The following is a 26,280-nucleotide window of genomic DNA, read 5'->3' as shown; positions in this document are numbered from 1 at the left end:
GGCAATGCCGGTGAAGCGTTACCAGCAGCTGACCAGCACGGCGACATCCGCGGCCTGACGGGTGAGGGCAACAGGCGAAATCGGTCCGCCCTTCTCGCGCAGCGTTGGCGCAAAGCCCTGCGCGGTCAACGTCGCTACGATCTGCCCAGCATCTAGCGAAAAATTCACTTCGGGAGGCAAAATCTGCACAGACCCATCGGCCCGTGGCAGCAACATGCCAATTGTTGACCCGCTGTCGTCGAACACAGGGCCTCCTGAATCACCCGGTTGCGGCAGGATCGCCAGCCGCTTGATCCGGTCGTCACCGCTTAGCCCGCGAATATCGATGATCTGGCCAAAGGTCAGCGTGGGTGCGCTGAGCGCGCCATTAAAGGGGTAGCCTGCAACCGCAATCTGGTCTTGCAGCCGCGGGACATCAATCAAGAAAGCCGCCACATCTCGGGGCACAATCGGATCGACGGGCCGCAAGATCGCAAGGCCAATCTCTGCATCGGTAAAGACGACTTCGGCTTCGTCATCGCGGTCAAGCGTGATGCGCGCACAACCGGCAACCGCCTGCGTCGTCGTCACAACGGCCCCGTCCTCGGTCACAAAAAAGCCCGAGCGGGTGAACTGCGGCTTGCGCACGGCCAGACCTGAGACCATGTCGATCGCCTGATCTTCGCCCGGTGGTGCAATGTCGGGGTCAAGGACACCGGGAAGCCGCTCGAAACTGGCTTCCATTTCCTCAATCAGCCGGGTGCGGCGCTGATCGTCACCCTCGGGCCAGACCAGAACAAAGCCTTTGATCTCACCATCGACAAGCGACGCACTGACATAGGTGTGAAGCCCGTCACCGATCCCTTCGATGGTGAAACCGCGCGGCGTTCGGCTGCGTGGCCCATCGGGCGGTACGATATCAAGGATTTGTAGCACTTCGTAGAGGCCGATCATTTTGCCTTCGTCACCAGCCTGGCTGATGAACAGCACCTGCGCTTGGGGAATGTCGCTGTTGGCGTCAAAGCGCACGAAGGGCGGCTGATATTCGATGAAGCCCACAACGCCTGTCGGGACCTCCATCTGTATGCCAGATGCCGTGTCGCGGACTAGCCGCAGGTCGAGCCCGTCCAGCACGCCGTTATATTGTTCAAACAAGAGCGCACGCTGCCGGGTCGTCAGGATGCCCGTGGGTTCCTGATTATTGGCGATTTGCCATGCCTGCATCGACGCGCGCGTGCCGCGTCCGAAAGATCCGTCGATGGCCACAGTGTAGTATCCGGCCCATTTCAGGGCTTTCTGCAACTCCTGCCTTTCTTCAAGGCTGAGCAACCGCTCCGAAGCGCGGGCCTCTGCCGGTGTCTCATCCGGTGTTTCAATGGGATCGCTGGGCAGGTTTGCGGCTGCATTTGCGCCTAGCGGCTCTGCGGCTGGCGGCGTGGCTGCTGCCGACGTTCCACCGCCAATTGGCCAGAACTGCTGTTTGAAGAATTGCCCGCTCTTGACAAAACTGTCCGATGGGATCGCCCCCCGCGCCAACAGCCGATCAAGTGTGATGCTGGCCTCGGCCTGGGAAAAGGGCCCGATGACGATGCCGTAGAAATTGTTGCCCAGATAGAACCCCGCCACATTATCCAGCCGCCGCGTATATTCGCTGGCACGCTCTTGAGCCCCGGACAGCGTGTTGCGGGCTTCAATCTGGACCCAGAAATTGCTTTGCGCCGCAGCTGAAACGGTCAAAGCAAGCGTGAAGAAAATAGCGGTCAGTAGTTTAGACATAGATGCCCCAATATCCGACAAACAGTTTTGGTTGTGATTGCCCTGTTGTGGCTAATAGGCAAGAGCAACCGACGCAATTGTGAAGCAACGAAGTTAATAAGTGGCAATACGTTGCCCAATTGACCCTTTGCCCCGCGCACCCTATTGAGCCACAGACGAAAGATGAGGGTTCCAATGGCCGACAAACCGCGCAGTTTTCAAGAGATCATCCTGAGGCTTCAGACCTATTGGGCGGGCCGCGGTTGTGCCATTCTGCAACCCTACGACATGGAGGTCGGGGCAGGGACCTTTCACCCGGCCACAACCCTGCGCGCGCTGGGAATGAAACCGTGGGCCGCCGCCTATGTGCAGCCGTCACGCCGCCCGACCGACGGGCGCTATGGCGAAAACCCGAATCGCTTGCAGCATTACTACCAGTTTCAGGTGCTCATCAAACCCAGCCCGCCGGATTTACAAGAGCTATACCTTGGCTCGCTCGAGGCAATCGGCATTGACGCAACCATGCACGACATCCGCTTTGTAGAGGACGACTGGGAAAGCCCGACGCTGGGCGCTTGGGGCTTGGGCTGGGAAGTCTGGTGCGACGGCATGGAAGTCAGCCAGTTCACCTATTTCCAGCAGGTCGGCGGGCATGACTGCAAGCCAGTCTCGGGCGAGCTGACTTATGGGTTGGAACGGCTCGCGATGTATGTTCTGGGCGTTGATCATGTCATGGACATGCCCTTCAACGACCCAGCTGCGCCAATCCCGTTGAAATACGGCGACATCTTCAAACAGACAGAGCAGGAATACGCCCGCTGGAATTTTGATGTGGCTGATACCGACGTGCTGCTCCAGCATTTCAAAGATGCAGAGGCCGAATGCCAGCGTATTCTGGAAACACCCGCGCACGACCCCAAGATGGACATGCAAATTATCATGGCGCACCCTGCCTATGACCAATGTATCAAGGCGTCCCACGTCTTTAACCTGCTGGACGCACGCGGTGTTATTTCCGTGACCGAACGGCAGGCTTATATCGGGCGGGTGCGGGCCTTGGCCAAGGCCTGCGCCGATGCGTTCGTCCAGACCGAAGCGGGCGGGGCGGCAGCCTGATGGCCCGTATCGCAATTGTAGGACTTCTTATGCTGGCACTGGCTGCGGGCGTACTGCTCTATTATCAACAGGTCTACGCCTATTACACGGCTGTGCAGGCTGACGCGCAGGATGTGCGCCTGACCAATCTGGTTACAGGCCAGCCTGAACCGATCCTGTTTGAAAACTTCCAAGGGATCGACGCGGACAGCAGCCCGTTGCGGTATCGCGCCTGTTTCACCACGCTGACCAGTCAGGCCACCCTGACCGAGACCTATCTTATCCGCGACGACGCCGAACCACGTGTTGCCCCGGGCTGGTTTGACTGTTTTGACGCCGCCCAAATCGGTGAAGACCTGACTACAGGCGATGCCATCGCATTTCTGGGTGTCGAAAACATCACCTACGGGATCGACCGGCTGGTTGCCGTCTACCCCGATGGCCGGGCCTATGCCTGGCACCAGATCAATGAATGTGGCGAGGTCGTCTTTGATGGCGATCCCGTCCCTGAAGGCTGCCCAGCCCAACCCGAAAGCCAGAATTGATGCCTGATCTTCTGATTGAACTTTTTTCCGAAGAAATCCCTGCGCGGATGCAAAAACGCGCAAGCGAGGACCTGCAAAAGCTGGTGACTGACGGTCTGGTCGACGCGGGCCTGACCTATGCGGGCGCTGCCGCCTATTCCACGCCGCGCCGCCTGACGCTGGCCATCAACGGGCTGACGGGCGAAAGCCAGGCGGTGAAGGAGGAACGCAAGGGGCCAAAGGTAGGCGCGCCCGACAAGGCGATCGAAGGGTTTTTGCGCGGGGCCGGTGTGGCCCGCGATGACCTGATCGTGCGCGACGATAAAAAGGGGCAGGTCTATTTCGCGGTGATCGAAAAACCGGGGCGGATGGCGGCTGACATCATCGCAGAGGTTCTGGAAAAGACGGTCCGTAATTTCCCTTGGCCCAAGTCGATGCGTTGGGGCGATGGCCCGCTGAAATGGGTCCGCCCGTTGCATTCCATCCTGTGTATTCTCAGCGATGATGCCGGTGCGCAGGTTGTCCCACTCGATATTGACGGGATCACATCGGGCAACAGCACGCGCGGGCATCGCTTTTTGGCGCCTGACTCATTTTCTGTCACGTCTTTCGACGATTACGAGGCGAAGCTAAAGCGCGCCAATGTGGTCCTGCGCCCGGATGAACGGGCGGAGGCGATTTGGCATGACGCCACCCATCAGGCCTTTGCGCTGGGGCTGGAAGTGGTTGAGGATAAGGGACTGCTGGCCGAGGTCGCGGGGCTGGTTGAATGGCCCGTGGTCCTGCTGGGGCAGATCGACGATCAATTTCTCGACCTGCCGCCAGAGGTGTTGCAGACGTCGATGAAAGAACACCAGAAATTCTTTTCCGTGCGCAATGGCAAAACGGGCCGGATCGAGCGTTTTGTGACAGTGGCCAACATGGCAACGGCTGACAATGGTGCGACGATCCTTGCGGGCAACCAAAAGGTGCTGTCGGCACGGCTGGCCGACGCCAAGTTCTTTTGGGAAAATGACCTGCGCACCGTCAGGACCGTGGGACTGGAAGGGATGGGCGCGCCGCTCAAGGATGTGACGTTCCACAACAAGCTGGGGTCGCAGGCCGACCGCATCGAACGGATCGCCGCACTCGCCCGCGAAATCGCGCCACATGTTGGGGCCAAGCCCGATTTGGCGGCAGAGGCAGCGCGCATCTGCAAGGCCGATCTGGCATCCGAAATGGTCTATGAATTTCCAGAACTACAAGGACTTATGGGGCGGTACTACGCGCAAGCGGCAGGCCACGATGACGGTGTGCCAGAGGCGTGCGAGCAACACTGGCAACCGCTCGGCCCATCCGACGATGTACCAACAGCGCCGGTTTCTGTGGCCGTCGCACTGGCCGACAAGATCGACACGCTGACGGGGTTCTGGGCGATTGACGAGAAGCCGACGGGGAGCAAAGACCCGTTTGCGCTGCGCAGGGCTGCGTTGGGTGTGGTGCGGCTAGTCTTGGAGAACAATGTCAAAGCAAGCCTTTTGCCAATGTTCGAACCTGCGATAGGAAGGGCAAAAGAAGCTAAGAGCCCAGGGGGGGAACAGGATCAGGGTCTCAAGGAGTTAGATGATAGAGTTGCGATTGTTCATCTATTAGATTTCTTCCATGACCGCCTCAAAGTGTTCCTCAAGGACAAAGGCATCCGCCACGATATCATTGATGCCTGCATCGCGATGCCTGGCAACGACGACCTGACCTTGCTGGTGAAACGGGCAGAGGCTCTGGCTGAGACATTGGCCACCGATGACGGCGAAAACCTGTTGCAGGGGTTCAAGCGCGCCAACAATATCCTCACGCAGGCCGAGGAGAAGGACGGTGTTGAATATTCCTATGGGGCGGACGTCAAATTCGCGGAAGTGGAGGCCGAAAAGGCGCTGTTTGCCGCCCTTGATGCTGCGGATGCAAAGATCACACCGGCGATGGCTGCCGAAGATTTCAGCACAGCGATGACTGAAATGGCAGCACTGCGCGGGCCGATTGATGCATTCTTCACCGATGTGCAAGTCAACGCCGAAAGCGAGATTTTGCGCCGGAACCGGCTTAACCTGTTGTCACGGATCAGAAATATATGCCTGTCTGTCGCCGATTTGACGAAAATCGAAGGCTAGACAGAAAACTGTAAAGTTTTGTGTACAGGTTAGGCGTTTCTGTCCTATGCTGCACCAACAGCGATAGGTGACGCCGCAGTGCAGCAACAGACAATATACCAACCGATGACCCTGATCACACCCACGGCGCGGATGCATGCATCTGTGCACGGCGGGCGGGCGAAATGTCTGCAACGGTTGATCCGGCTGGACATGCCTGTGCCCACGACCGTGGCCCTGTCATTCGATGCGGTGCGCGAAATTGCCAAGGGTATCCTGCCCGACTGCAAGACATTGATGGCGCCTTTCGGCGACCAGCCACTGCTTTCTGTGCGCCCCTCTAGCCAGGACCCGGATTGGGGCGGGCCAAGTGCCATTCTGAACATTGGCATGAACGATGCGCGTCATGCCCAGATGGTCGGGGAAATGGGCGAATGGGCCGCGACCGTGCTGTATCTGCGGTTCGTGCAGGCCTATGCCGTCCATGTGGCCCGACTGGACCCCGACGAATTTCACATGCCCCAAGAGGCCGACGCGCAAAGTCTGCGTGCGATGCTGAAGGCTTACGAGCTGGAGACCGACGAGCCATTCCCACAGGACCCGGGCCGACAGCTGGTGGAAACCCTGCGGTCGATGGCCCGCGCATGGGATGGCACGACTGCCCGTCTGCTGCGCGAGGCGAAAGGGGCGCCGAAGGATGCAGGCCTCGGCCTTGTTGTGCAGGCAATGGCGCTGGGCGTCGGGGCCGGCGAATGCGGCTCTGGGGTGATCCAATACGTCAGCAGCACCACCGGGCAGCCGCAAGTGACCGGTCGCTACATGAGCCAGAGTCAGGGGCGCGAGGCGCTCAGCAATAAAGCGCGCGCCATCTATCTGACCGAGGATGACCGCGGCCCCGCACTTGCGGAGCTGTTGCCGGATGTCTTTGAAAATCTGCTTGCTTACGGCGATGTCTGCCGCCGCCGCCTGCGCGAAGAAATGCAGGTCGAATTCGCCATTGATTGGGATGGGCTGCATATTCTTGACGCCGTGCGCATCCAGCGGTCTTCGCGTGCGGCGGTGCGTATTGCGGTCTCGCTGGCGCAGGATGGGATCATTCCGCGCGAGGAGGCTGTGCTGCGCATCCAGCCCTCTGCCCTTTCCGAATTGCTGCACCGGCAGGTCGACCCCGAAGCCAGCCGTGACCTGATTGTGCGCGGAATTGCCGCGAGTCCGGGGGCGGCAGCCGGAAAGATCGTGCTGACGGCCGCAGAGGCGCAAGCCAGCGCGGCCCGTGACGAGCCTTGCGTCCTTGTCCGCCGAGAGACGACGCCAGAGGATATTCGCGGCATGCACGCGGCACAGGCCGTTCTGACGATGCGCGGGGGTGTCACCAGCCATGCCGCCGTCATTGGGCGCGGCATCGGGGTGCCGTGCGTCGTGGGGGCTTCTGATCTGACGATTGACCGCAAGAAGCGACAGATCATTGCACCTGACGGGCGAAAATTTTCGGTTGGCGATGTGATCACGGTGGATGGTACCACTGGGCAGATATTGGCTGGTGAACCTGCGATGCAGGAAGCCGCACTTGATACGTCCTTCCAGACATTGCTTGAGTGGGCAGACGATGTACGCGACATCGGCGTGCGGGCGAATGCCGATACGCCCGCTGATGCCCAGACCGCCCGTAACTTTGCCGCCGAGGGCATCGGACTTTGCCGCACAGAGCATATGTTCTTTGAAGGTGATCGGCTTGGTGTCATGCGCGAGATGATCTTTGCCGAGGAAGGCGCGGACCGCCGTGCGGTTCTTGACCGTCTCTTGCCGATGCAACGCGCTGACTTTCAAGCTCTGTTTGAGATAATGCAAGGGCAGTCGGTCTGCGTGCGCCTGTTTGATCCGCCGCTGCACGAGTTTCTGCCGTCGGACAAGCAAGGTTTGCGTGACCTCGCCGAACAGATGGCCCTGCCGTTGCCGGAAGTGACTGAACGTGTTGACGCGCTCAGCGAATATAACCCGATGCTGGGCATGCGCGGTGTCCGTTTGGGGATCGCAATTCCCGAAATTTATGACATGCAGGCCCGTGCGATTTTTGAAGCCACCGCAGCCGTGCGCCGCAAGGGCATTGAAATCACGGTAGAGATCATGATCCCGCTGGTCAGTGCCATGCGGGAAGTCGAATTGGTGCGCGCGCGGGTGGATGCTGTGGCCAATGCGGTGATGGCGCAGACAAGAATGCGGTTCGCCTACAAGCTGGGCGTCATGGTGGAAACGCCGCGGGCCGCTTTGCGGGCGCAAGACATCGCCGAGCATTCCGAGTTTCTGTCATTTGGCACCAATGACCTGACGCAAATGACCTATGGGCTGTCCCGCGACGACGCAGGCCGGTTCATGTCATCCTATGTGCAGCAAGGCGTCTATCCCGAAGATCCGTTCCACACGCTGGATATCGAAGGTGTGGGGGAGTTGATTGCGCTTGGTGCCGCCCGTGGCCGGGCCGGGCGCTCTGACGTCATTCTGGCCGTTTGCGGGGAACATGCGGGTAGCCGCGCTGCCATCGCATTTTGTCGCGAGCACAAGTTTGACTATGTCTCTTGTTCACCCTTCCGGGTGCCTGTCGCGCGACTGACTGCAGCGCAGCTTGCCTTGCGCGACCGAATCAAAAGTTGACGCGATAGCATCATTTGTGTCATTTTTGCGGCAGTGATAAGCAAAATGCGCGACAATGATGCCGTTTTTGCCTGACTCCGTTGCCCGCACGGGGACAGTGCGGCGCTTGGGGTAGACCTTTGCGTTGCTTTGCCCTATTGGAGCGGCGTTCGTGCGGGGCATTTCCGCGCTGTTTCCTGGGTGGGAATAGAGATGATGATGTTGAATATTTTACGCGCCGCATGCGCTGCGGCTGTGGTTGTTTGTTTTGGCTCTGCCGCAACTGCCGATAACATTCTGGCCAGCCGTTTGGGTGCGCTTTTGGGACAGGAACGCCAAGCTGTGGCCATCGTACCTGACGCAAGAATGGCTGCTTTGACCAGCCTGCCACCCGCCGAAGAGCGTGGCTTGGCGACGCGCAGCGGCGTGGTTTATGACCGTGAATTCCTGTCTGCGCAGCCGCAGGCAACGGGCGGTGCGCAATGGGAATGTCTGGCCGAGGCTTTGTATTTCGAAGCGCGTGGCGAGTCCGTGCGCGGTATCTTTGCCGTTGGCGAAGTCATCCTGAACCGTGTCGACAGCAAACTGTTTCCCGATACGCTTTGCAGTGTGATCAATCAGGGCACGGGCCGCAAATACGCCTGCCAGTTCACATACACATGCGATGGGCTGGCCGAAACGATCGCCGAGCCGCGTGCGTGGGAACGTGTCGGCAAAGTTGCGCGTATGCTCATTGATGGATCCTCACGCGACCTGACGGGCGGTGCGACGCACTATCATACACGTGCGGTCAACCCAAACTGGGCGCGCGTCTATCCTCGGACCGCTGCAATCGGATCACATTACTTCTACCGCAAGCCAGTCCGCACCGCATCGAACTAATCGGGGCGGGTTGCTCCGGCCCTGACCCCGCTGTATCGGTTAATGGCAGTTAACAAGCGGGACCGTCCGATGAGTGATGATATTCGCCTCGCCTTTGCCCATCCCAGTGAACGGGCAGAGGCCAGCAGCCGCACCCCTTGCGACCGGATTTCGTTGCGCGACTACACGGTCGAGGTAGAGATTGGCGCGTTCCAGCTGGAGCGTGGGACCTTGCAGCGTGTCAGGTTCAATGTGGTGGTCGAGGTGTTGCCTCTCACCGGGCCCATTGATGATGATGTCGACCGGATCCTGTCTTATGACAAAGTGACCGAAGCGATCGGGATCGAGCTTGAGGCAGAGCGTCTGAACCTGCTGGAAACGCTTGCCGCACGCGTGGCTGAACGTATCTTGCTTGAACCGCAGGCAGAGCGGGTCTTTGTGCGGATCGAAAAGCTGGATCGTGGCCCATTCGCGCTGGGTGTTGAAATTGTGCGGTCACGAGACGGTGTTGATCTGGCGGGGCAGGAGCATGTGGCAGCGCCGCATCCAAGGGTTGTTTATCTTTCAAATGAAGCCATCGCATCGGACCTGCTGACCGGCTGGATCGATCAGGTCACGGCGCTTGCTGCGCCGGTGATTTTTTGTGTCGGTGCCAGTGACGTTGCAGCCCCACAGGTCGGGCACCCGCTTGCACAGCGCAGGATCGACCTTTTGGCGATTGAACAGAACGCATGGGCGCTTGCCGCACGCGATCACCGCTGCAAGGTGGTCAGCACCCGGACCGAACTTGATTGGGCGATGAAGAACGGCCAGATTTGCGTCTGGGCCCCGTCCAAGATCGTGCTGGATGCTGTCGATCGTCCCTCTGCCAATCGGCGCGACGCGGTTTCGCTGGCCGCTTGGTTCGCCGAGGAAATCAGCGCAGAAGAACTTTTGGTCATTGGCGATGACGTGCCGGAGACGGACATCCCTGCGCGAAAGCACGATGCGGCGCGCGCAACGCTATGACCAAATATTACCAGCCAATTGTGAAATGCGGTGGCCCTGTGTCTACGCGTGGCCTGCCTTTGGGTGACGGCCCTTGGTGGTTTGAACGGGCGCTGGTGCACAGCCGCGACGGTGTGGCGGAATGCGCCCCCAGCCAGATACCCGATACCATCGTGGCCCGGCTGACCGCGCCGCGTGCGCCTTTGGGCGGTCTGGCGATGAACCTGCCTCGCATCATGGGCATCCTGAACGTGACGCCTGACAGTTTTTCTGACGGGGGGCAGTTCAACGATGCCGGCGCTGCCGTTTCGCGGGCCTTAGCCATGGTTGAACAGGGGGCTGATATCATCGATATTGGCGGGGAAAGCACGCGCCCAGGCGCTGCCGAAGTGCCCGTTGCCGACGAAATTGCGCGGACGCAACCTATCATCGCGGCCATTTCCAAGCAATCCGATGTCCTGATCTCGATTGATACGCGTAAGGCGGCCGTTGCGACAGCAGCGTGCGATGCAGGCGCACAGATGATCAATGACGTGGCCGCGATGTCGTTTGATCCGATGATCGCAGAGGTCGCGGCGCAATTCGACGCACCGATTTGCCTGATGCACGCGCAAGGTGATCCGGCGACTATGCAGGACGATCCGCGTTACGACAATGTCTTGCTGGATGTCTATGATTATCTTGCCGAGCGGATCGCCGCGGCAGAGGACGCTGGCATTGCGCGTGACCGGATCATCGTTGATCCCGGTATCGGCTTTGGCAAGACCATCGCCCATAATCTGCAACTCTTGCGCGGGCTGTCGTTGTTTCACGCGCTTGGCTGTCCGATCCTTCTGGGGGCGTCACGCAAACGCTTTATCGGGTCCATTGGCGGCGGGCGCTGCGCCACGGACCGCGTTGCGGGGTCTGTTGCGGTGGCCTTGCACGGGCTGCGACAAGGGGTGCATATCACCCGCGTTCACGATACTTTTGAAACCAGACAGGCGTTCGATCTGGAACTGGCAATACACGGGGTAGAGCAACCATGACGCGCAAGCTATTTGGCACCGACGGGGTGCGTGGCAAGGCCAACAGCTATCCGATGACTGCCGATTTGGCGCTGAAAATCGGGGCTGCGGCGGGTCGTTATTTCCGGCGCGACGGGTCAAATGTACACCGTGTCGTCATCGGCAAGGATACCCGGCTGTCTGGGTATATGTTTGAAAATGCGCTGACCGCCGGGCTGACGAGCACGGGGATGAACGTGCTGTTGCTGGGGCCTGTGCCTACGCCTGCGGTCGGCCTGCTGACGACATCGATGCGCGCGGATGTGGGGATCATGATTTCCGCCAGCCACAATCCGCATCACGACAACGGGATCAAGTTCTTTGGCCCTGACGGTTTCAAACTGTCCGATCAGGCCGAAGCGGATATCGAGGCGCTGATCGCCAGCGATATCGAACCGGCGCAGGCGCAGAATATCGGTCGGGCCAAACGGATTGATGATGGCCGGTTCCGCTATGCAGAGCGGGTCAAAGCAACATTCCCCGCAGGTCGTCTGGATGGTTTGCGGGTTGTGATTGACTGTGCAAACGGCGCAGCATATCGCGTCGCACCCGAGGTTTTGTGGGAATTGGGTGCGACGGTCATTCCTGTGGGTGTCAGTCCGAACGGGGTCAATATCAATGACGGTTGTGGGTCGACCAGCACCGAACTGGCCGCGCAGACAATTCGGGAGCAGGGCGCGGATGTGGGCATTTGTCTGGATGGCGATGCTGACCGTGTGATGATCCTCGATGAAAGGGGACAAGTTGCTGACGGCGATCAGATCATGGCCCTGATGGCGGCCCGTTGGGCAGATCAGGACCGTTTGAACGGCGGTACGCTGGTCGCCACGGTTATGTCGAACCTTGGGCTGGAGCGATATCTGGACGGGCGCGGCCTGCGGCTTGAGCGGACCGCGGTGGGCGATCGCTATGTGGTTGAGGCGATGCGCGCCAACGGGTGGAATCTGGGCGGCGAACAGTCCGGTCATATTGTCATGACGGACTATGCAACAACCGGCGATGGGCTGTTGGCTGGCCTGCAGTTTCTGGCGGCCATGGTTGAAACAGGACAACCGGCCAGTGCGCTATCAAAAAGTTTCGAAACTGTACCGCAAATGTTGAAAAATGTACGCTATGCTGCTGGTCAGGCCCCTTTGGAGGCTGAGAATGTCAGGAAAGTGATAGCTGACGCTGAGACAAAACTGGTCGGTCAGGGCCGCTTGCTGATCCGCAAATCGGGGACAGAACCTTTGATTCGTGTGATGGCAGAGTGCGAGGATGACAGCCTGTTGCAACATGTTGTCGATGGGATCATTGCCGAAGTCGAGGCGGCGGTCTAGCCTGCGCCAAACAGGCGTTTGAGGCTGCCCCACTGGCTGATCGCGAGACCCGTCAATATGAGCATCAAGGCCACGAAAAAGCGCAGGGGCAACTGCTCTAACAGGATGAGGCTGCCAAAGAACATGGCCCAAAGCGGGACCTGATAGTTCACCAGCGTCATGAAGACAGCCCCGGCTGATCGGATCGTAAAGACGCGCAGCAACGCAGCAAGGGCCGTGGGCACAAACCCCAGGAACAGGATCGCGCCCATGCTGAGCGGATCAGACAATTGTGGCACACCCTCGATCCACAGCATGGCGGGGATCAGCGCGATGGACCCAATCACAAGCAAGAATGCCGCCATGGTGATTGAGTCAATTGGCGGGCATCTGCGCGTCAGAATGCTGGATATCGCATAGCACACAGATGCGGCGACGCAGGCGAGTTGGCCCAAAGGCTCCATCCCGGTGCCAATGCGCATCACGCCGGGTCCAATGAGGACAAGTGCACCGCAAAAGCCGGTCAGGACCCCAACCATGCTGCGCAGATGCATTTTTTCATCCGTGAAGAAATGTGCCAATGGCAGCACGAACAAGGGCAATGCCGCCATCGAAATGCCTGCAAAGGCGGAAGGTACAAACTGTTGCCCCCAACTGAGCAGCGCAAAGGGCAGGGCGGTATTGGTCAGGCCGATGACCAACAGATAGCGGATCAGGCGGGGTGACATCTTTGGCCAAGGCCGACCCATGACACGCATGAGCAACAGCAGCGCTGTTGCGCCCAACGTCGTTCGGGCGCAGGCGACCGTCAGCGGACCGTAGCCGCGCAACGCAATTGAGACGACCATGAATGTGCCGCCCCAGATCACGCCAAGCGCGACAATGGAGAGCCAGTTGGACAGGGTTGGATGCGTGGCCATTGAATTGCTTTGATCGGGAGAAGGATCGAAAAGGGCGCCCGCTTTCGCGCGCGCCCTTTCAAGAGGGATGGGTCAAGACCCATCTTACGGTCTTGATCAGTTCTTCGCTTTGTCGACCATCTTGCCTTCTGAGATCCAGGGCATCATCGCGCGCAACTTTTCGCCAACCTGTTCGATCTGGTGTTCGTCGTTGATACGGCGTGTGGCCTTGAAGTAAGGCTGGCCAACAGCGTTTTCCTGCATGAAATCACGCACGAACTTGCCGGTCTGGATGTCGGTCAGCACGTCCTTCATGCGCTGCTTTGTCTCGGCGTATGGCAGGATGCGCGGTCCGCTGACATATTCGCCATATTCAGCCGTGTTCGAGATCGAGTAGTTCATGTTGGCGATCCCGCCTTCATAAATCAGGTCAACGATCAGCTTGGTTTCGTGCAGACACTCGAAGTACGCCATCTCAGGCTCGTAGCCAGCTTCGACCAGTGTCTCAAAGCCCATACGGATCAGTTCGACAATCCCGCCGCACAGAACAGCCTGTTCACCGAACAGATCGGTTTCGCATTCCTGACGGAAGTTGGTTTCGATGATCCCGGACCGACCGCCACCGATGGCAGAGCAATAGGACAGACCGATTTCCATCGCCTTGCCCGAAGCATCGCGATCAACAGCCACAAGGCAAGGGACACCGCCACCTTTGGTATATTCGCCGCGCACAGTGTGACCGGGGCCCTTGGGCGCCATCATGATCACGTCAACGCCGTCTTTGGGTTCGATCAGGCCAAAATGCACATTCAGTCCGTGCGCAAAGGCCATTGCAGAGCCCGGGCGCAGGTTGTCATGCACGTATTTCTTGTAAGTTTCGGCCTGCAATTCATCGGGCATTGTGAACATGATCAGGTCGCACCATGCCGCAGCTTCGGCGATACCCATGACCTTAAGTCCTTCGCCTTCGGCTTTGGCCTGGCTTGGTGACCCTTCGCGCAGCGCGACTACAAGGTTCTTGGCACCACTGTCACGCAGGTTCAGTGCGTGGGCGTGCCCTTGGCTGCCGTAGCCCAGAATGGCCACTTTCTTGTCCTTGATCAGATTCACATCGCAATCACGATCATAATAAACGCGCATGTTGCCGGTCCTTTGTTTGGTTTCGTTGAAGGCGTTTTAGACGAGGCAATGACGTAATGAGAGTGCCGATTGATGAAAATATTGGGTTTATTTGCAATTGTTATGCGTCATAATCTGAAATATACGAAAAATTATGCTTGATGATCTGGATCGCCGCCTTTTGCGCTTGCTACAAACCGATCCTGCGCAGGGCGTGCCCGAATTGGCGCAGGCCGCCGGCCTGACGCCCGCGCGGGTCGCGCGACGCCTTGACCGGTTGCGCGAGGACCGCGTCCTTTTGGGCAGTCAGGTTGTGATCGACTGGTCCAGACTTGGCTATGCGGTTGCGGTCAGCTTGCGCATCACGCTTGACAAGACCGTCGCACGCGCCTTCGATGAATTTCTTGCGGCGGCACGACAAGTGCCCGAGGTGATTGAAATCCAGACATTTCTGGGCCGCGTGGACGTGCGACTGTCTTTGGTTGCACGCGACCTGACAGACTATCAGCGCATTTACCGCGACGATGTGCTGACGCTGCCGCACATTGCCGATATCGAAGCGCTTATGACCGTGGCAACTGTCAAGGCAGACGACGGGTTGCCGCTATGAAGCTGGATGATCTGGACAGGGCGATTTTGGGGGCGCTTTTGGCGAATGCCGATCAGTCAACGGCCCAGTTGGGCAAAAAGCTCGGGTTGAGCCAGCCCGCGACATGGCGCCGGATTCGTCGGTTGCAGGATGAAGGCGTGATTGCCGGTCGCAGGCTGCTGCTGGATCCGCAAAAACTGGGCTTGGGTGTTACCGTGTTTCTGGGTGTAAAACTGGCCACAAAGGGCCGTGTCAGTCTGGAAGATTTCGAGCGTGCCGTCGGCGCAATTCCCGAAGTGCAGCGGGTCGAGCATGTGCTGGGGCTATATGACTATCGGCTCAGGGTTATTGCCCGCGATCTGGCTGATTTTGAACGTGTCCTGCGCCGTCGCATCATGACACTGCCCGGAGTTGGGGATGTCGAGGCGAACGTGCTATTGTCGGAAGAGCGTAGACCGGGGCCAATTTGACATGCTGGATTCATTCTTTCGAAGGTTTTTTGCAATAACAACGTCCCGTAGGTTTTGGGATTTGCAGATGACAAGGTGGCTGGGCAGTTGGTCAGGGGTCTTTATTGCGGCAACACTGACGACTATTGCCGCCACCGCCGTGGCACAGACAATCGCCTACTTTGTTTACCCTGACCACGCAGTGGGCGTGGCGATGCAGTTAACCCCTATTATCGCGACAATCACTGCATTTCCTTTTTGCGTTTTCATTTGGGCACAGGTCAGGAAAAATATTGAGCTCTCGATAGAACTGCAACGGCTCGTCAATCGCGATCGGCTGACAGACGTCGGGACGCGCGACTATTTCTTCAAGACGATGGAAGCTGAGCCTGTGGCATCGGGGATATCGCTGATGGTGGATATTGATCACTTCAAACGGGTCAATGACCAGCATGGCCATTTCTTCGGGGACGAGGTGATCCGCAGGGCTGCACAGGTCTTGCGCGAATCGACCCGGGACAAGGACATGTTGTGCCGTTTCGGAGGAGAGGGGTTTCTGATCTTCCTGTCTGGTCGCAGCGAAGCTGAAGGGCTCGAAGTTGCCGAGCGTATGCGCAAGAAGATCGCAGAACAGGCAATCGAATATCGCGGTGAAATGCTGAGTGTGACAGTCTCTATCGGCGCGGCGCAAAAAAAGGTGACAGAAGACATAGAGCAGTCGATCCAGCGGGCGGATGCCGCACTTTATCATGCCAAAGAGAGTGGGCGGAACATGGTGGTCATGTCGGCCGGAAGAGTCCGGGCCGCCTGACAGCGGGCAAATTTTCCTTTGCCTTGATGCGGGCTGCCGTCATATTGTGCGGGTCTGATCGAAAGGACCCAAAATGACGGCTATCACGGACATCAAACACGATGTTGACCCCGATGGATTGATGGAGTTTTCCGTCGTCTTTACCGACCGTTCGCTGAACCATATGTCAAAGTCATTTCAGGCGGTGATGACCGACATTTCAGGCATGCTGAAAGAGGTCTATAACGCTGATCATGTTGCCCTTGTACCCGGTGGTGGCACTTACGGGATGGAGGCGGTTGCCCGCCAGTTTGGCAAGGACGCACATGCATTCATCGTGCGTAATGGCTGGTTTTCCTTTCGCTGGACCCAGATTTTCGATGCGGGCAACTTCACCGCGAAAACGACAGTGATAAAGGCGCGGCAGGCGGGCAACGACACGCGCGCGCCGTTTGCACCAGCCCCTATCGACGATGTTGTTGCCGCGATCAAAGAGGCGAAGCCAGACGTGGTGTTTGCGCCGCATGTGGAAACGTCCGCAGGTATCATCCTGCCGGACGATTATTTGGTGGCCCTCGCGGCGGCGGCCCATGAGGTCGGTGCGCTGATGGTATTGGATTGCATCGCCTCGGGCTGCGCATGGGTTGATATGAAGGCAACCGGCGTCGATGTGTTGATATCCGCCCCACAAAAGGGCTGGTCTTCGACCCCGTCAGCTGGTCTTGTCATGATGTCTCAACGCGCCGTTGACCGGATGGCCGACACAAGTTCGGATTCATTCACAGTTGATCTCAAGAAATGGCACAGCATCATGCAGGCCTATGAAAATGGTGGGCATGCCTATCACGCAACGATGCCAACCGATGGGCTGCGCGCGTTCCGGGACACAATGCTTGAAACCCGCGCTTACGGTTTTGACAAGCTCAAGGATGCGCAATGGGCGTTGGGTAATGCGGTGCGCAAACTGCTGAAAGAAAAGGGCATTCGGTCAGTGGCCGCTGATGGCTTTGGTGCACCGGGTGTTGTGGTCAGCTACACCGATGATCCGAACGTGCAAAACGGATCAAAGTTTGCAGCAAGGGGGATGCAGATTGCAGCAGGTGTCCCACTGCAGTGTGATGAGCCTGCGGATTTCCGCACCTTCCGTCTGGGATTGTTTGGTCTGGACAAACTTTATGATGTCGATGCCACATTGGCGCGGCTGGTGCCGGTTCTGGACGAGGTGCTCTAGCGGGCACCCAGTCCCATTTCCATCAGGGTCTGGCGTACGGGCTTGACGCCATACAGCGCCTCGATGCCTTTGGCGCGTAGTGTCTGCAAGGCGGGATTGCCCATGATTGATGCGCGATTGAGCGCGTCAATCCCCGCCACCCGCAGCTTGATATCGGGGTGGCGTTTGCGCGCGTAGGCATCCAGCATCTGTGGGCTGCCAAGGTCATGTGTTGCGGCAAGGTCAAGCAGGCAGGCAAGGTCCTTGAGCGACATGTTCAGCCCTTGCGCCCCAATCGGGGGCATCACATGCGCGGCTTCGGCCATCAGCGCTGTGCGCGGCGCGGTCAGGCGCGCGGCGGTCTGCGAAATGATCGGCCAAACCGTCCGCCGGGTGGCAAGTTTCAGTGGCCCATAACGCCAGGCCGACCGATCGTTCGCGGCACTTTCGAACGCCTCTGCAGGCAACTCCGCCAAGCGATGTATTTCCGGACCGGCATCCATCCAGACAACGGCTGAACAGGGACTGCCGTCGTAGTCAGGCAATGGAACCAGTGTGAAAGGACCGCCCGCACGGTGAATTTCGGTCGAAACATTATCGTGTGGCGCGTCGTGGGTTACGGCAAAGACCACGGCCTTTTGACCGTAGCGCGTGGTCTTTGTATCAATACCGGCCGCCTGTCGCACGGCAGAATGCCTGCCGTCTGCACCAATCACCAGTTTCGCGCGCAGGCTTGCATCATCGCTGAGCGTCACCAGTGTTTCATTGAGACGGGGAACCATGGCGGAAAAGCCAACGCCGGGCCGAAATTCAACGCGGTCAAGCTCGGCCAAGCGGTCCACCATTTCGCGGCGCAACAGCCAATTTGGTAGATTCCAGCCAAACGGCTGGTCAGAGATATCGGCTGCATCAAAATCGCGGACAACCGGCGGTTCGGCGGCGGCATCAACGATCCGCATGACATCCAGCGGAGTGGCGAAAGGTGCCAGCCTGTCCCACAGGCCGGCATCCTCAAGCAGGCGTTGCGCTGGCTGTAAAAAGGCGGTTGTGCGCAGGTCTGCGCCTGCATCGTCGATGTTGGTGACTGGCGGAGCGGGGTCAATGACTACGACGTCAAACCCAGCGGTTCCAAATGCGGCTGCTGCCGTCAGCCCGGCAATTCCGCCGCCCGATATGACGATATCAGTGTTTTTGCGTTTCATGGGGCTAGACATATGCCGCCGGTGGCAGGTGGGAAAGGGTCAGCGCACCACCTGCGACAAGAAATCCGCCAGATCGTCCGTGTGATGATGGATGTGATCATGGGGCGCTGCGACAGGATGCACATGCACTGTACGCATCCCCAGCGCATGCGGAACGGCAAGGTTGCGCGCCTCATCCTCGAACATGGCGGCCGAAGCGGGCACAAGCCCGTCCTTGGTAAAGACTGCCGTAAACGCATCATGGGATGGTTTTGGTTTGAATTCTGCATGTTCCACGCCGTAAACCGCATCAAAACTGCGGGTCAGCCTGCGGGCCGCAAGAACCCGTTTTGCGTGGTTCTCTGACCCGTTCGTAAAGACGATTTTGCGGCCGGGCAGGGCGTTGACCGCTTGGGTCAACAGCGGATTTTCTTCCAGATGTGAAATGTCGATATCATGCACATCGGCCAGAAAATGATGCGGGTCGACATCGTGATGCGCGATCAGCCCCACAAGCGTTGACCCGTATGTATCCCAATATTCGCCGCAAAGCCGCAGTGCGGCCTGTTCGTCCAGTCCCGTCAGCCGTGCGACATAGGCCGAAAAGCGGGCATCCATCAGGTCAAACAGCGCCGCAGATGGCGGGTAGAGCGTATTGTCGAGATCAAACACCCATGTGTTGATATGTGAAAAATGCTTGGCAATCATGGCGGCACATTATGCGCGGGCCCTGCGCCGCGCAATTGATTTGCGTCCCTGACGCGCATAAGCATAGGATAACGGAAAAGGTTGAATAGCGATGCACGATCCGCGGAACCCGCACAAAGATGCCTATACTCTTATCCTCGAGGCGATAGACAGCCACGTCTACAAACCGGGCGACCGGTTAGTGGAAAGCGAGTTGGCAGAGCGTTTCGGCGTGTCACGCACGCCAATTCGTGAAGCTTTGCAGCGGCTTGAAACCCAATCGCTGCTGACCCGCGATGGGCGCTCGCTGATTGTCGCATCGCTTGATCACTCGCAATTGTCCGAACTATATGTTGTGCGGGGCGAACTTGAAGGGCTTGCCGCGCGGCTTGCGGCCCGCCACGCCGCACCCGAAGAGGTCAAGGTGCTGCGTGATATGCTGGAAGAAGACCGCGCGCTTGTGGGCGATCCAAATGCGTTGAGCCGGGCCAATCGCAGGTTTCACAAGCAAATCCACCTTGCATCACATAACCGTTTTCTGGTTCAGCAACTTGACCTTGTGCATCGCTCGATGGCGTTGCTTGCCACCACATCCCTTGCCGCCGAAGGCCGGACCGAGGGCACGCTGGAAGAACATGCGCTGATCGTCGAAGCGATTGAGGCCGGCGACGGTGATCGCGCGGACAAGGCGTTACGGGATCATATCTCGAAGGCGTTTGTCACTCGGCTAAAGCTGGACGCACAAGCGGTTGAAGCGGCGGAGTAGCCTTGGTTTCCCACTCTTTGGGGAGCAAGACACCATGCGCGGTCTTGTCCCAGTAAAACGGACGCGACGCCAATTCGAACAGTCCCTTGTAGGCGGCAATCGCGGCCAGCGGAAAGTAGAACTGTAGCGTTGGTGCCCATTTCAGCAGCCACATCTTGTCAGCCTTGTGTGCGCCCAACGCTGCCATCGCAAGCCCCACAAGTTCCGAGGTGATAAACAGCGCCACCAATGTCCAGAACAACACCGGATGCATGAATGGGGCGAGGGGGTGCGCAACTCCGAGCACTGGCAGCCAGAACGACCATAGGACCGGTGCCAGTACAAATTGCGACAAAGTACCGAGGAAAAGCAGTTGCACGCCCAAGAAGCGCTTTGGTCCCAGATCCTGCCATAGTTTGCTTGGGTCACGCATATGCACGCCATATGTGATCGCATAGCCCTTGAGCCAGCGCGACCGTTGCTTGACCCATGGCCACGCGCGCCCGTTTGCTTCTTCTTCAGTGACGGTATGAATCAGCCGGGTGCGATAGCCGTGCCGACAAAGCCGCACGCCAAGGTCCGCATCTTCAGTGACGTTATGTGCATCCCATCCACCGAGGTTTTCCAGCGCGTCACGGCGGAAGAACAGTGTGGTCCCGCCCAAGGGAACGACCAGCCCCAGTTTTTCAAGACCGGGCAGCATGATACGGAACCAGCTTGCATATTCGAGCGAAAAGCAGCGGGTTAGCCAATTCGCGCTGCTGTTGTAATAGTCCAATGTGCCCTGCAAACAGGCCACTTCGGACCCCGAATTGGCAAAGGCAATCGCGACTTCGCTAAGCTGGTCGGGGTTAGGCGCGTCTTCGGCATCCCAAATCCCGATGATCGATCCGTGAGCAAAATTCAGGGCGTAGTTCAAGGCGCGTGGCTTTGTCTTGATTGTGCCCTTGGGGACAACAACCGGCCGCATCCAAGTGGGCAAGACTGTCCGCCCCAAGGTAGCGCGCGTTGTCACGTCGCTTTCTTCCAGCACCAAACAGACATCCAGCAACTCGCGCGGATAGTCGAGCGCCTTGAGGCGCCTCAGCAAATGCTCTGCGATTGCGGTTTCCTTGTAGAGCGGGACCAGCATGGTGATGACCGGCATGCGGACCGGCACGGCCACTTGCGACGACTCCTGTGCGGTACGGCAACTGACAACTGCTGCGACCGCCTTGAGTGCTGTGCCAAAGAAAAGCGTGACGGCCGCCCAAACCGTCAGTGCCGCCAGCAGGCCAATGGGCGCGAGGTAGCCCAGCAGAGCGATCGTGCCCAAGACCGCAACACCTGCGAACATTGCGCGGCGCGCGTTCCAGTTTCGGCAGCTTTCCAATGAAGGGACTGTTGTCTCGGCTGTTTTGACGAGTGTCCCGCCTGACAGATAGCTGATACAGCGTGCGAGTTGTTCTTCGGTTGTGATCGCCATGCGGATGCGGCCAAAACGCGCCTGAAGGGCGGGTCGCTGCGTTTCGAATTTTTCGGGATGTGATGTCAGGATGATGGTTGCGCCACCGATATGTCGCCACGGCAAGATCCCGTTTTCCAGACAATTAGCGATGCCGTATATGAACACAAGGCTCATATCAGGGGGGGCCGTTACAGGGTTGACGATTTGCGCGCCTGCGTATGTCGCATGTGTTCGCGCCACAGAGAGTTGCGAGACGCCAAAGCGGCGGATCAGAACGTCTTGAACAGGCAGGTTTCGCTTCTGGCTCAATGTCTCTGCCTCAGTGGCTTCGACATGTGTGATCAGGAGGCTCTGCACCAACCCCTGACTAAGGGCACTAAGGCCGTCGTCAGATAAGATTCGTTCATTAAGTCGTTGATTATGGACGTCAAAACGTAGCATTTTACCCCGATCTTTCGAGGTTAAGGATGCGTTACCGAGGTTAATGAAGGATTAAGAACGATTATCAATTATTGGTTGTGGTCGATTCCTGCATCGCTTGAGAAAACCGTTCAAAAAGATAGTAGCTGTCTTGTGGTCCGGGGCTGGCTTCGGGGTGATATTGCACCGAAAAAACAGGGCGATCAGCCAATCGGATGCCGCAATTGCTTCCGTCGAACAAGGACACATGGGTTTCCTTGACGCCAACAGGCAGGCTTTGGCCATCTACTGTGAACCCGTGATTCATTGATGTGATTTCGACCTTACCCGTTTCCATATCCTTAACTGGATGGTTGGCGCCGTGGTGGCCGTGGTTCATCTTGACCGTCTTGGCCCCAAGCGCCAGCGCAAGTATCTGGTGGCCAAGGCAGATGCCAAACACGGGGATGTCATGCGACAGCACCTGCTTGATCATCGGGACCGCATAGGCGCCGGTTGCGGCCGGGTCGCCCGGACCGTTCGATAGAAATACGCCGTCAGGATTAAGGGCCATGACCTCTTCGCCAGTTGCAGTGGCGGGCAGCACTGTGACATCACAGCCGGCACTGGCAAGACACCGCAGGATATTGCGCTTGGCCCCGAAATCAATGGCGACGACCTTGTGGCGGGCGTCGGTTTGCGGCTTGTAACCTTCGGGCCAGGCCCACCGCATTTCGTTCCAGTTGTAGGACTGCGCACAGGTCACGTCCTTGGCAAGGTCAAGCCCCTCAAGCCCTTCAAAGGCGCGGGCTTTCCGGACCAATGCCTCGATATCAAAGATCCCATCGGGGTTGTGGGCCAGCGCTACATGGGGCGCACCTTGTTGCCGGATCGCGCGGGTCAGCCGCCGTGTGTCAACGCCCCCCATACCGATGCGGCCACGTTTCGCCAGCCAGCCAGTCAGTTCCTCTGTGGCGCGCCAGCTGGATGCGTGCGTCGGGTCCCATTTCACGATCATGCCCGCAGCAACCGGATCGGCGGTTTCGTCGTCATCGGGGTTTACACCGGTGTTGCCGATGTGCGGGAAGGTAAATGTGACGACCTGGCCGGCATAGGACGGGTCTGTCATGATCTCCTGATAGCCGGTCATAGCGGTGTTGAAGCAAAGTTCTGCCGTTGTTTCCCCGGTTGCGCCGAACCCCATGCCGTAGAAGATCGTGCCATTCGCCAGTGCCAGACAGGCGGTTGGTTTTTGCGTCATGAGATCACTCCATCCGGTCAAATTGAGCAGGGTTTAAGGGGGCAGTGATGCTGGGTCAAGCTGATATTGTCCCCTTGCAAATAAGGGTGCGCAGGGTAGACTGGCGGCTGGTTTTACGGATCATGCAGGGAATATGTCATGGACATGCGCGAACGGGTCAACGCTGCCCTGAAACAAGCGATGAAGTCGAAAGAAGCGGACCGTTTGTCAACATTGCGCCTTATCAATGCGGCGATAAAGGACAAGGACATCTCCCTGCGTGGATCGGGAGAGGACACAACCGGCGTTGGCGACCCTGAAGTGCTGGCGATCATGGGCCGTATGGTCAAGCAGCGTCAGGAAAGCGCGCGCGCTTACGAAGAGGCCGGCCGCCTTGAGTTGGCAGAAAAAGAGCTGTTCGAGATCAAGGTGATCGAGGAATTCCTGCCCAAGCAGTTGAACGAAGACGAGGCCGAGGCTGCTGTTGATGCGGCAATCGCCGAGGTCGGCGCGCAAAGCATTCGCGATATGGGCAAGGTCATGGGTGTCTTGAAGGCCAAGTTCACCGGACAAATGGACTTTGGCAAAGCGGGCCCGATGGTCAAAGACAGGCTGGGCTGAGCAGACCGTTATTTCTGGTCAGTCCGCCCTGAGCGCACGCCTCAGGTCGTCATAGAGCGTCAGCCTTTCAGCAGCGTCAAGGAATGCCCCCAACTCGACCTCGCGGTCGCCGCCGCGCAGGGTCAGATAGTTTTCAACCGGCCCGCCCTTGGGGTGCAGGTGCACTGTCACCCAATAGCGGTTTGCCTCCCACTCCTGTAAAGGGCCTTTGGGATTGTGCCGGGTCAGATGGGCCGTCGTGTCATCCACGGTCAATTCCTCCAGTACCTCGCCACGTCGATAACTGATGTTCAGTGCGGTCCAGAGCCCCCAGAACATCAGCGCAAAGAACGGCAACAGCGCCCAAAGAATGATCGTTCCGACAAGCGTGATGAGCGGCAGCGCAATGATCAGTGCGGTCGCGCCCATGAACAGGACAAAGTCCTTGCGTAATAATGACCGGTAGGGCCACAGGCAAAGTTGCCAGTGGGATTTGTCGTGCGGCGGTTCTTGGGTCCATTCGTAAGGCATGATCGCTATCTATGTCATGTTACGCTGATGGCAAATGCCAGAAACGAAAAAGGCCCCCGCGATGCGAGGGCCTTTCCAATCTTGCCAGTCCACTCAATGCGCTGGCTGTTTGTCCCAGTCAGACTGCTTGGGCAGCGTTTCGAACGTATGCTCTGGCGGCGGGCTGGGCAGCGTCCATTCCAGCGTATCTGCATATTCGTTCCAGGGGTTGTTTTCTGTCACGCGCTTGCCTTTGGTCAGGGTCCAGAAGAGGACACCGAGAAAGAACACGAATGAAGCAAACGACAGGAAGGCACCCCAGCTTGAGACGTAGTTCCAATAGGCGAATGCTTCTGGATAGTCGATGTAGCGACGTGGCATGCCCTGACGACCCAGGAAGTGCTGTGGGAAGAATGTCAGGTTTGCACCGATGAACATTGTCCAGAAGTGCACTTTGCCGGCCCACTCGGGATACATCTTGCCTGACATCTTGGGCAGGTAGAAGTAGATACCCGCAAAGATCGAGAAGACCGCGCCCAGTGACATGACATAGTGGAAGTGTGCGACCACATAGTATGTGTCATGGTAGACCCGGTCGACACCGGCCTGCGACAGGACAATCCCCGTCACACCGCCGACAGTGAACAGGAACAGGAAGCCGAACGCCCAAAGCATGGGTGTCTTGAACTCAACCGAACCGCCCCACATCGTTGCGATCCACGAGAAGATTTTCACCCCTGTCGGCACCGCAATAACCATTGTGGCCAGCATGAAGTAGGACTGCTGCGTCAGCGACATCCCCACAGTATACATGTGGTGCGCCCAGACGACAAAGCCCAGAACACCAATGGCAACCATCGCATAGACCATTGGCAGGTAGCCAAAGATCGGCTTGCGGCTGAAGGTCGCGATGACATGACTGATGATACCAAAGCCGGGAATGATGATGATGTAAACTTCGGGGTGTCCGAAGAACCACAGAATGTGCTGGTACAGGATCGGGTCGCCGCCACCTTCAGGTTGGAAGAAGGTCGTGCCGAAGTTCCGGTCCGTCAGCAGCATTGTGATCGCGCCGGCAAGAACGGGCAGGGCCAGCAGGATCAACCATGCTGTCACAAAGATCGACCATGCAAACAACGGCACCTTATGCAGGGTCATGCCCGGTGCACGCATGTTCAGGAAGGTGGTGATCATATTGATCGCGCCCAGGATGGACGACGCGCCGGACAGGTGGACCGCAAAGATCGCCAGATCCATCGACATGCCACCTTCGGATGTCGACAACGGCGGATAAAGTACCCAGCCAACGCCGGACCCCAGTTGGCCATTGCCACCAGGTGAAAGCATTGAGGCCACACCAAGGGATGCGCCGGCTACAAACATCCAGAATGAAAGGTTATTCAACCGTGGAAACGCCATATCCGGCGCGCCGATTTGCAGCGGCATGAAATAGTTGCCGAACCCGCCAAACAAGGCCGGAATAACCACAAAGAACATCATCAGGACGCCGTGATAGGTAATCAGGACGTTCCACAGGTGCCCGTTGGGGGTACATGGGTCGGCCATGAATCCTTCGGCACACATGTATTGTACGCCGGGGTTCATCAACTCCAGTCGCATGTAAACGGTGAAGGCGACAGAGATAAATCCTAACGCGCCGGCCACAAACAGATACAGGATCCCGATATCTTTGTGGTTTGTGGACATGAACCAGCGGGTGAAGAAACCCCGCTCGTCTTCGTGCGCGTCGCCGTGGATGGCTGCATCTGCCATTATGGCACTCCTCAAGTTGGCTACTCTTTAGGGGACTCGCGCATTCACGGAATCCCGGCTTCCTGTGCTTCTAATCGCTTGATCCGGTTTGAGCAATAATGGATGCGACATTGATGTTGGGTTAAATTGGCGCAGTCCGGGCGAATTCATCGGCGCAACAACGCAGGGGCTGGCGCAAACGGGCAAATTCGGCAACACGATCGGCAGCTTGTTACAACAAATGCAGTCGGGTCTCTGGCAGACCGCTGGAATGTCTGACGTCAGCGCCTATGGGTCCAAATAGCTGTATTTGCTAAGGGAGGGTTTGTTGCTCATCGTAGCCACTGAGGAGTGGACGATGAGAAAG

The 26,280-nt window shown here is 58.1% G+C and carries 23 protein-coding genes; 14 read left to right on the top strand and 9 right to left on the bottom strand.

The window, feature by feature from the left end:
• Positions 1-18: 18 nt before the first annotated feature.
• On the bottom strand, positions 19-1,755 hold the full coding sequence (locus C8N45_RS13590) for a trypsin-like peptidase domain-containing protein (protein WP_108386805.1): 1,737 nt from the start codon (positions 1,753-1,755) through the stop codon (positions 19-21).
• 174 nt (positions 1,756-1,929) lie between these two features.
• Between C8N45_RS13590 and C8N45_RS13585 the strand changes: the two genes are divergently transcribed.
• The 8 genes from C8N45_RS13585 to glmM all read left to right on the top strand — a co-directional run bounded on the left by C8N45_RS13585 (position 1,930) and on the right by glmM (position 12,317).
• The gene (locus C8N45_RS13585; RefSeq protein ID WP_108386804.1) at positions 1,930-2,850 is read left to right on the top strand and encodes a glycine--tRNA ligase subunit alpha; all 921 of its coding nucleotides are present in this window, start codon (positions 1,930-1,932) and stop codon (positions 2,848-2,850) included.
• Positions 2,850-3,374: a DUF6446 family protein gene (locus tag C8N45_RS13580; RefSeq protein ID WP_108386803.1), complete on the top strand. Its 525-nt coding sequence runs from the start codon at positions 2,850-2,852 to the stop codon at positions 3,372-3,374. Before C8N45_RS13585 ends, C8N45_RS13580 begins: the two co-directional genes overlap by 1 nt.
• The gene (glyS, locus tag C8N45_RS13575) at positions 3,374-5,497 is read left to right on the top strand and encodes a glycine--tRNA ligase subunit beta (protein ID WP_108386802.1); all 2,124 of its coding nucleotides are present in this window, start codon (positions 3,374-3,376) and stop codon (positions 5,495-5,497) included. The genes C8N45_RS13580 and glyS overlap by 1 nt, the downstream gene beginning before the upstream one ends.
• Positions 5,498-5,602: 105 nt before the next feature.
• Positions 5,603-8,125, top strand: a complete 2,523-nt coding sequence (locus C8N45_RS13570) for a putative PEP-binding protein (RefSeq protein ID WP_108386944.1) — start codon at positions 5,603-5,605, stop codon at positions 8,123-8,125.
• 198 nt (positions 8,126-8,323) lie between these two features.
• Positions 8,324-8,986: a cell wall hydrolase gene (locus C8N45_RS13565; protein ID WP_108386943.1), complete on the top strand. Its 663-nt coding sequence runs from the start codon at positions 8,324-8,326 to the stop codon at positions 8,984-8,986.
• Between the two features lie 69 nt (positions 8,987-9,055).
• Positions 9,056-9,973: a dihydroneopterin aldolase gene (locus C8N45_RS13560; RefSeq protein WP_108386801.1), complete on the top strand. Its 918-nt coding sequence runs from the start codon at positions 9,056-9,058 to the stop codon at positions 9,971-9,973.
• Entirely contained in the window at positions 9,970-10,980 is a 1,011-nt protein-coding gene (gene folP, locus C8N45_RS13555; RefSeq protein ID WP_108386800.1) for a dihydropteroate synthase, read from the top strand. The genes C8N45_RS13560 and folP overlap by 4 nt, the downstream gene beginning before the upstream one ends.
• Positions 10,977-12,317: a phosphoglucosamine mutase gene (gene glmM / locus C8N45_RS13550; protein WP_108386799.1), complete on the top strand. Its 1,341-nt coding sequence runs from the start codon at positions 10,977-10,979 to the stop codon at positions 12,315-12,317. Before folP ends, glmM begins: the two co-directional genes overlap by 4 nt.
• Here glmM and C8N45_RS13545 read toward each other — a convergent pair.
• Positions 12,314-13,216 (bottom strand): DMT family transporter, encoded by a 903-nt coding sequence (locus tag C8N45_RS13545; protein ID WP_108386798.1) that lies wholly within the window; start codon positions 13,214-13,216, stop codon positions 12,314-12,316. The two genes, glmM and C8N45_RS13545, sit on opposite strands and share 4 nt — an antisense overlap.
• Before the next feature lie 96 nt (positions 13,217-13,312).
• Entirely contained in the window at positions 13,313-14,335 is a 1,023-nt protein-coding gene (gene ilvC, locus C8N45_RS13540) for a ketol-acid reductoisomerase (protein WP_108386797.1), read from the bottom strand.
• 133 nt (positions 14,336-14,468) lie between these two features.
• On the opposite strand from ilvC, the gene C8N45_RS13535 reads away from it, so the two are divergent.
• The 4 genes from C8N45_RS13535 to C8N45_RS13520 all read left to right on the top strand — a co-directional run bounded on the left by C8N45_RS13535 (position 14,469) and on the right by C8N45_RS13520 (position 17,373).
• A complete protein-coding gene (locus tag C8N45_RS13535) occupies positions 14,469-14,924 on the top strand; it encodes an Lrp/AsnC family transcriptional regulator (RefSeq protein WP_108386796.1) in 456 nt (151 codons plus the stop codon).
• The gene (locus tag C8N45_RS13530; RefSeq protein ID WP_108386795.1) at positions 14,921-15,373 is read left to right on the top strand and encodes an Lrp/AsnC family transcriptional regulator; all 453 of its coding nucleotides are present in this window, start codon (positions 14,921-14,923) and stop codon (positions 15,371-15,373) included. The genes C8N45_RS13535 and C8N45_RS13530 overlap by 4 nt, the downstream gene beginning before the upstream one ends.
• A gap of 67 nt (positions 15,374-15,440) precedes the next feature.
• Positions 15,441-16,163, top strand: a complete 723-nt coding sequence (locus C8N45_RS13525) for a GGDEF domain-containing protein (RefSeq protein WP_168769482.1) — start codon at positions 15,441-15,443, stop codon at positions 16,161-16,163.
• A 73-nt stretch (positions 16,164-16,236) separates the two neighbouring features.
• Positions 16,237-17,373, top strand: a complete 1,137-nt coding sequence (locus C8N45_RS13520) for an aminotransferase class V-fold PLP-dependent enzyme (RefSeq protein WP_108386793.1) — start codon at positions 16,237-16,239, stop codon at positions 17,371-17,373.
• Here C8N45_RS13520 and C8N45_RS13515 read toward each other — a convergent pair.
• Together C8N45_RS13515 and C8N45_RS13510 are read right to left on the bottom strand one after the other, a co-directional pair.
• On the bottom strand, positions 17,370-18,554 hold the full coding sequence (locus tag C8N45_RS13515; protein WP_108386792.1) for a UbiH/UbiF family hydroxylase: 1,185 nt from the start codon (positions 18,552-18,554) through the stop codon (positions 17,370-17,372). The two genes, C8N45_RS13520 and C8N45_RS13515, sit on opposite strands and share 4 nt — an antisense overlap.
• A 39-nt stretch (positions 18,555-18,593) precedes the next feature.
• Positions 18,594-19,241 (bottom strand): pyrimidine 5'-nucleotidase, encoded by a 648-nt coding sequence (locus tag C8N45_RS13510; RefSeq protein ID WP_108386791.1) that lies wholly within the window; start codon positions 19,239-19,241, stop codon positions 18,594-18,596.
• Positions 19,242-19,332: 91 nt separating this feature from the next.
• On the opposite strand from C8N45_RS13510, the gene C8N45_RS13505 reads away from it, so the two are divergent.
• Positions 19,333-19,986, top strand: coding sequence for a GntR family transcriptional regulator (locus C8N45_RS13505; RefSeq protein WP_108386790.1), 654 nt, complete (start codon positions 19,333-19,335; stop codon positions 19,984-19,986).
• On the opposite strand, the gene C8N45_RS13500 is transcribed toward C8N45_RS13505, so the two are convergent.
• Together C8N45_RS13500 and carA are read right to left on the bottom strand one after the other, a co-directional pair.
• Positions 19,940-21,769 (bottom strand): glycosyltransferase family 2 protein, encoded by a 1,830-nt coding sequence (locus tag C8N45_RS13500; RefSeq protein ID WP_168769481.1) that lies wholly within the window; start codon positions 21,767-21,769, stop codon positions 19,940-19,942. The genes C8N45_RS13505 and C8N45_RS13500 overlap by 47 nt on opposite strands.
• A gap of 148 nt (positions 21,770-21,917) precedes the next feature.
• Positions 21,918-23,072, bottom strand: coding sequence for a glutamine-hydrolyzing carbamoyl-phosphate synthase small subunit (carA, locus tag C8N45_RS13495; RefSeq protein ID WP_108386788.1), 1,155 nt, complete (start codon positions 23,070-23,072; stop codon positions 21,918-21,920).
• A 138-nt stretch (positions 23,073-23,210) separates the two neighbouring features.
• Here carA and C8N45_RS13490 point away from each other — a divergent pair, with 138 nt between their 5' ends.
• Positions 23,211-23,672, top strand: coding sequence for a GatB/YqeY domain-containing protein (locus C8N45_RS13490; RefSeq protein ID WP_108386787.1), 462 nt, complete (start codon positions 23,211-23,213; stop codon positions 23,670-23,672).
• An 18-nt stretch (positions 23,673-23,690) separates the two neighbouring features.
• On the opposite strand, the gene C8N45_RS13485 is transcribed toward C8N45_RS13490, so the two are convergent.
• Together C8N45_RS13485 and ctaD are read right to left on the bottom strand one after the other, a co-directional pair.
• On the bottom strand, positions 23,691-24,182 hold the full coding sequence (locus C8N45_RS13485) for a DUF2244 domain-containing protein (RefSeq protein WP_108386786.1): 492 nt from the start codon (positions 24,180-24,182) through the stop codon (positions 23,691-23,693).
• Positions 24,183-24,275: 93 nt separating this feature from the next.
• Positions 24,276-25,934, bottom strand: a complete 1,659-nt coding sequence (gene ctaD / locus C8N45_RS13480; RefSeq protein WP_108386785.1) for a cytochrome c oxidase subunit I — start codon at positions 25,932-25,934, stop codon at positions 24,276-24,278.
• Positions 25,935-26,280 lie beyond the last annotated feature (346 nt).

The sequence above is a fragment of the Yoonia sediminilitoris genome (assembly GCF_003058085.1).
Lineage (GTDB): Bacteria > Pseudomonadota > Alphaproteobacteria > Rhodobacterales > Rhodobacteraceae > Yoonia > Yoonia sediminilitoris.
Note: the sequence above shows the minus strand (reverse complement) of the source record. Positions and strands in the feature narration are given on the sequence as shown.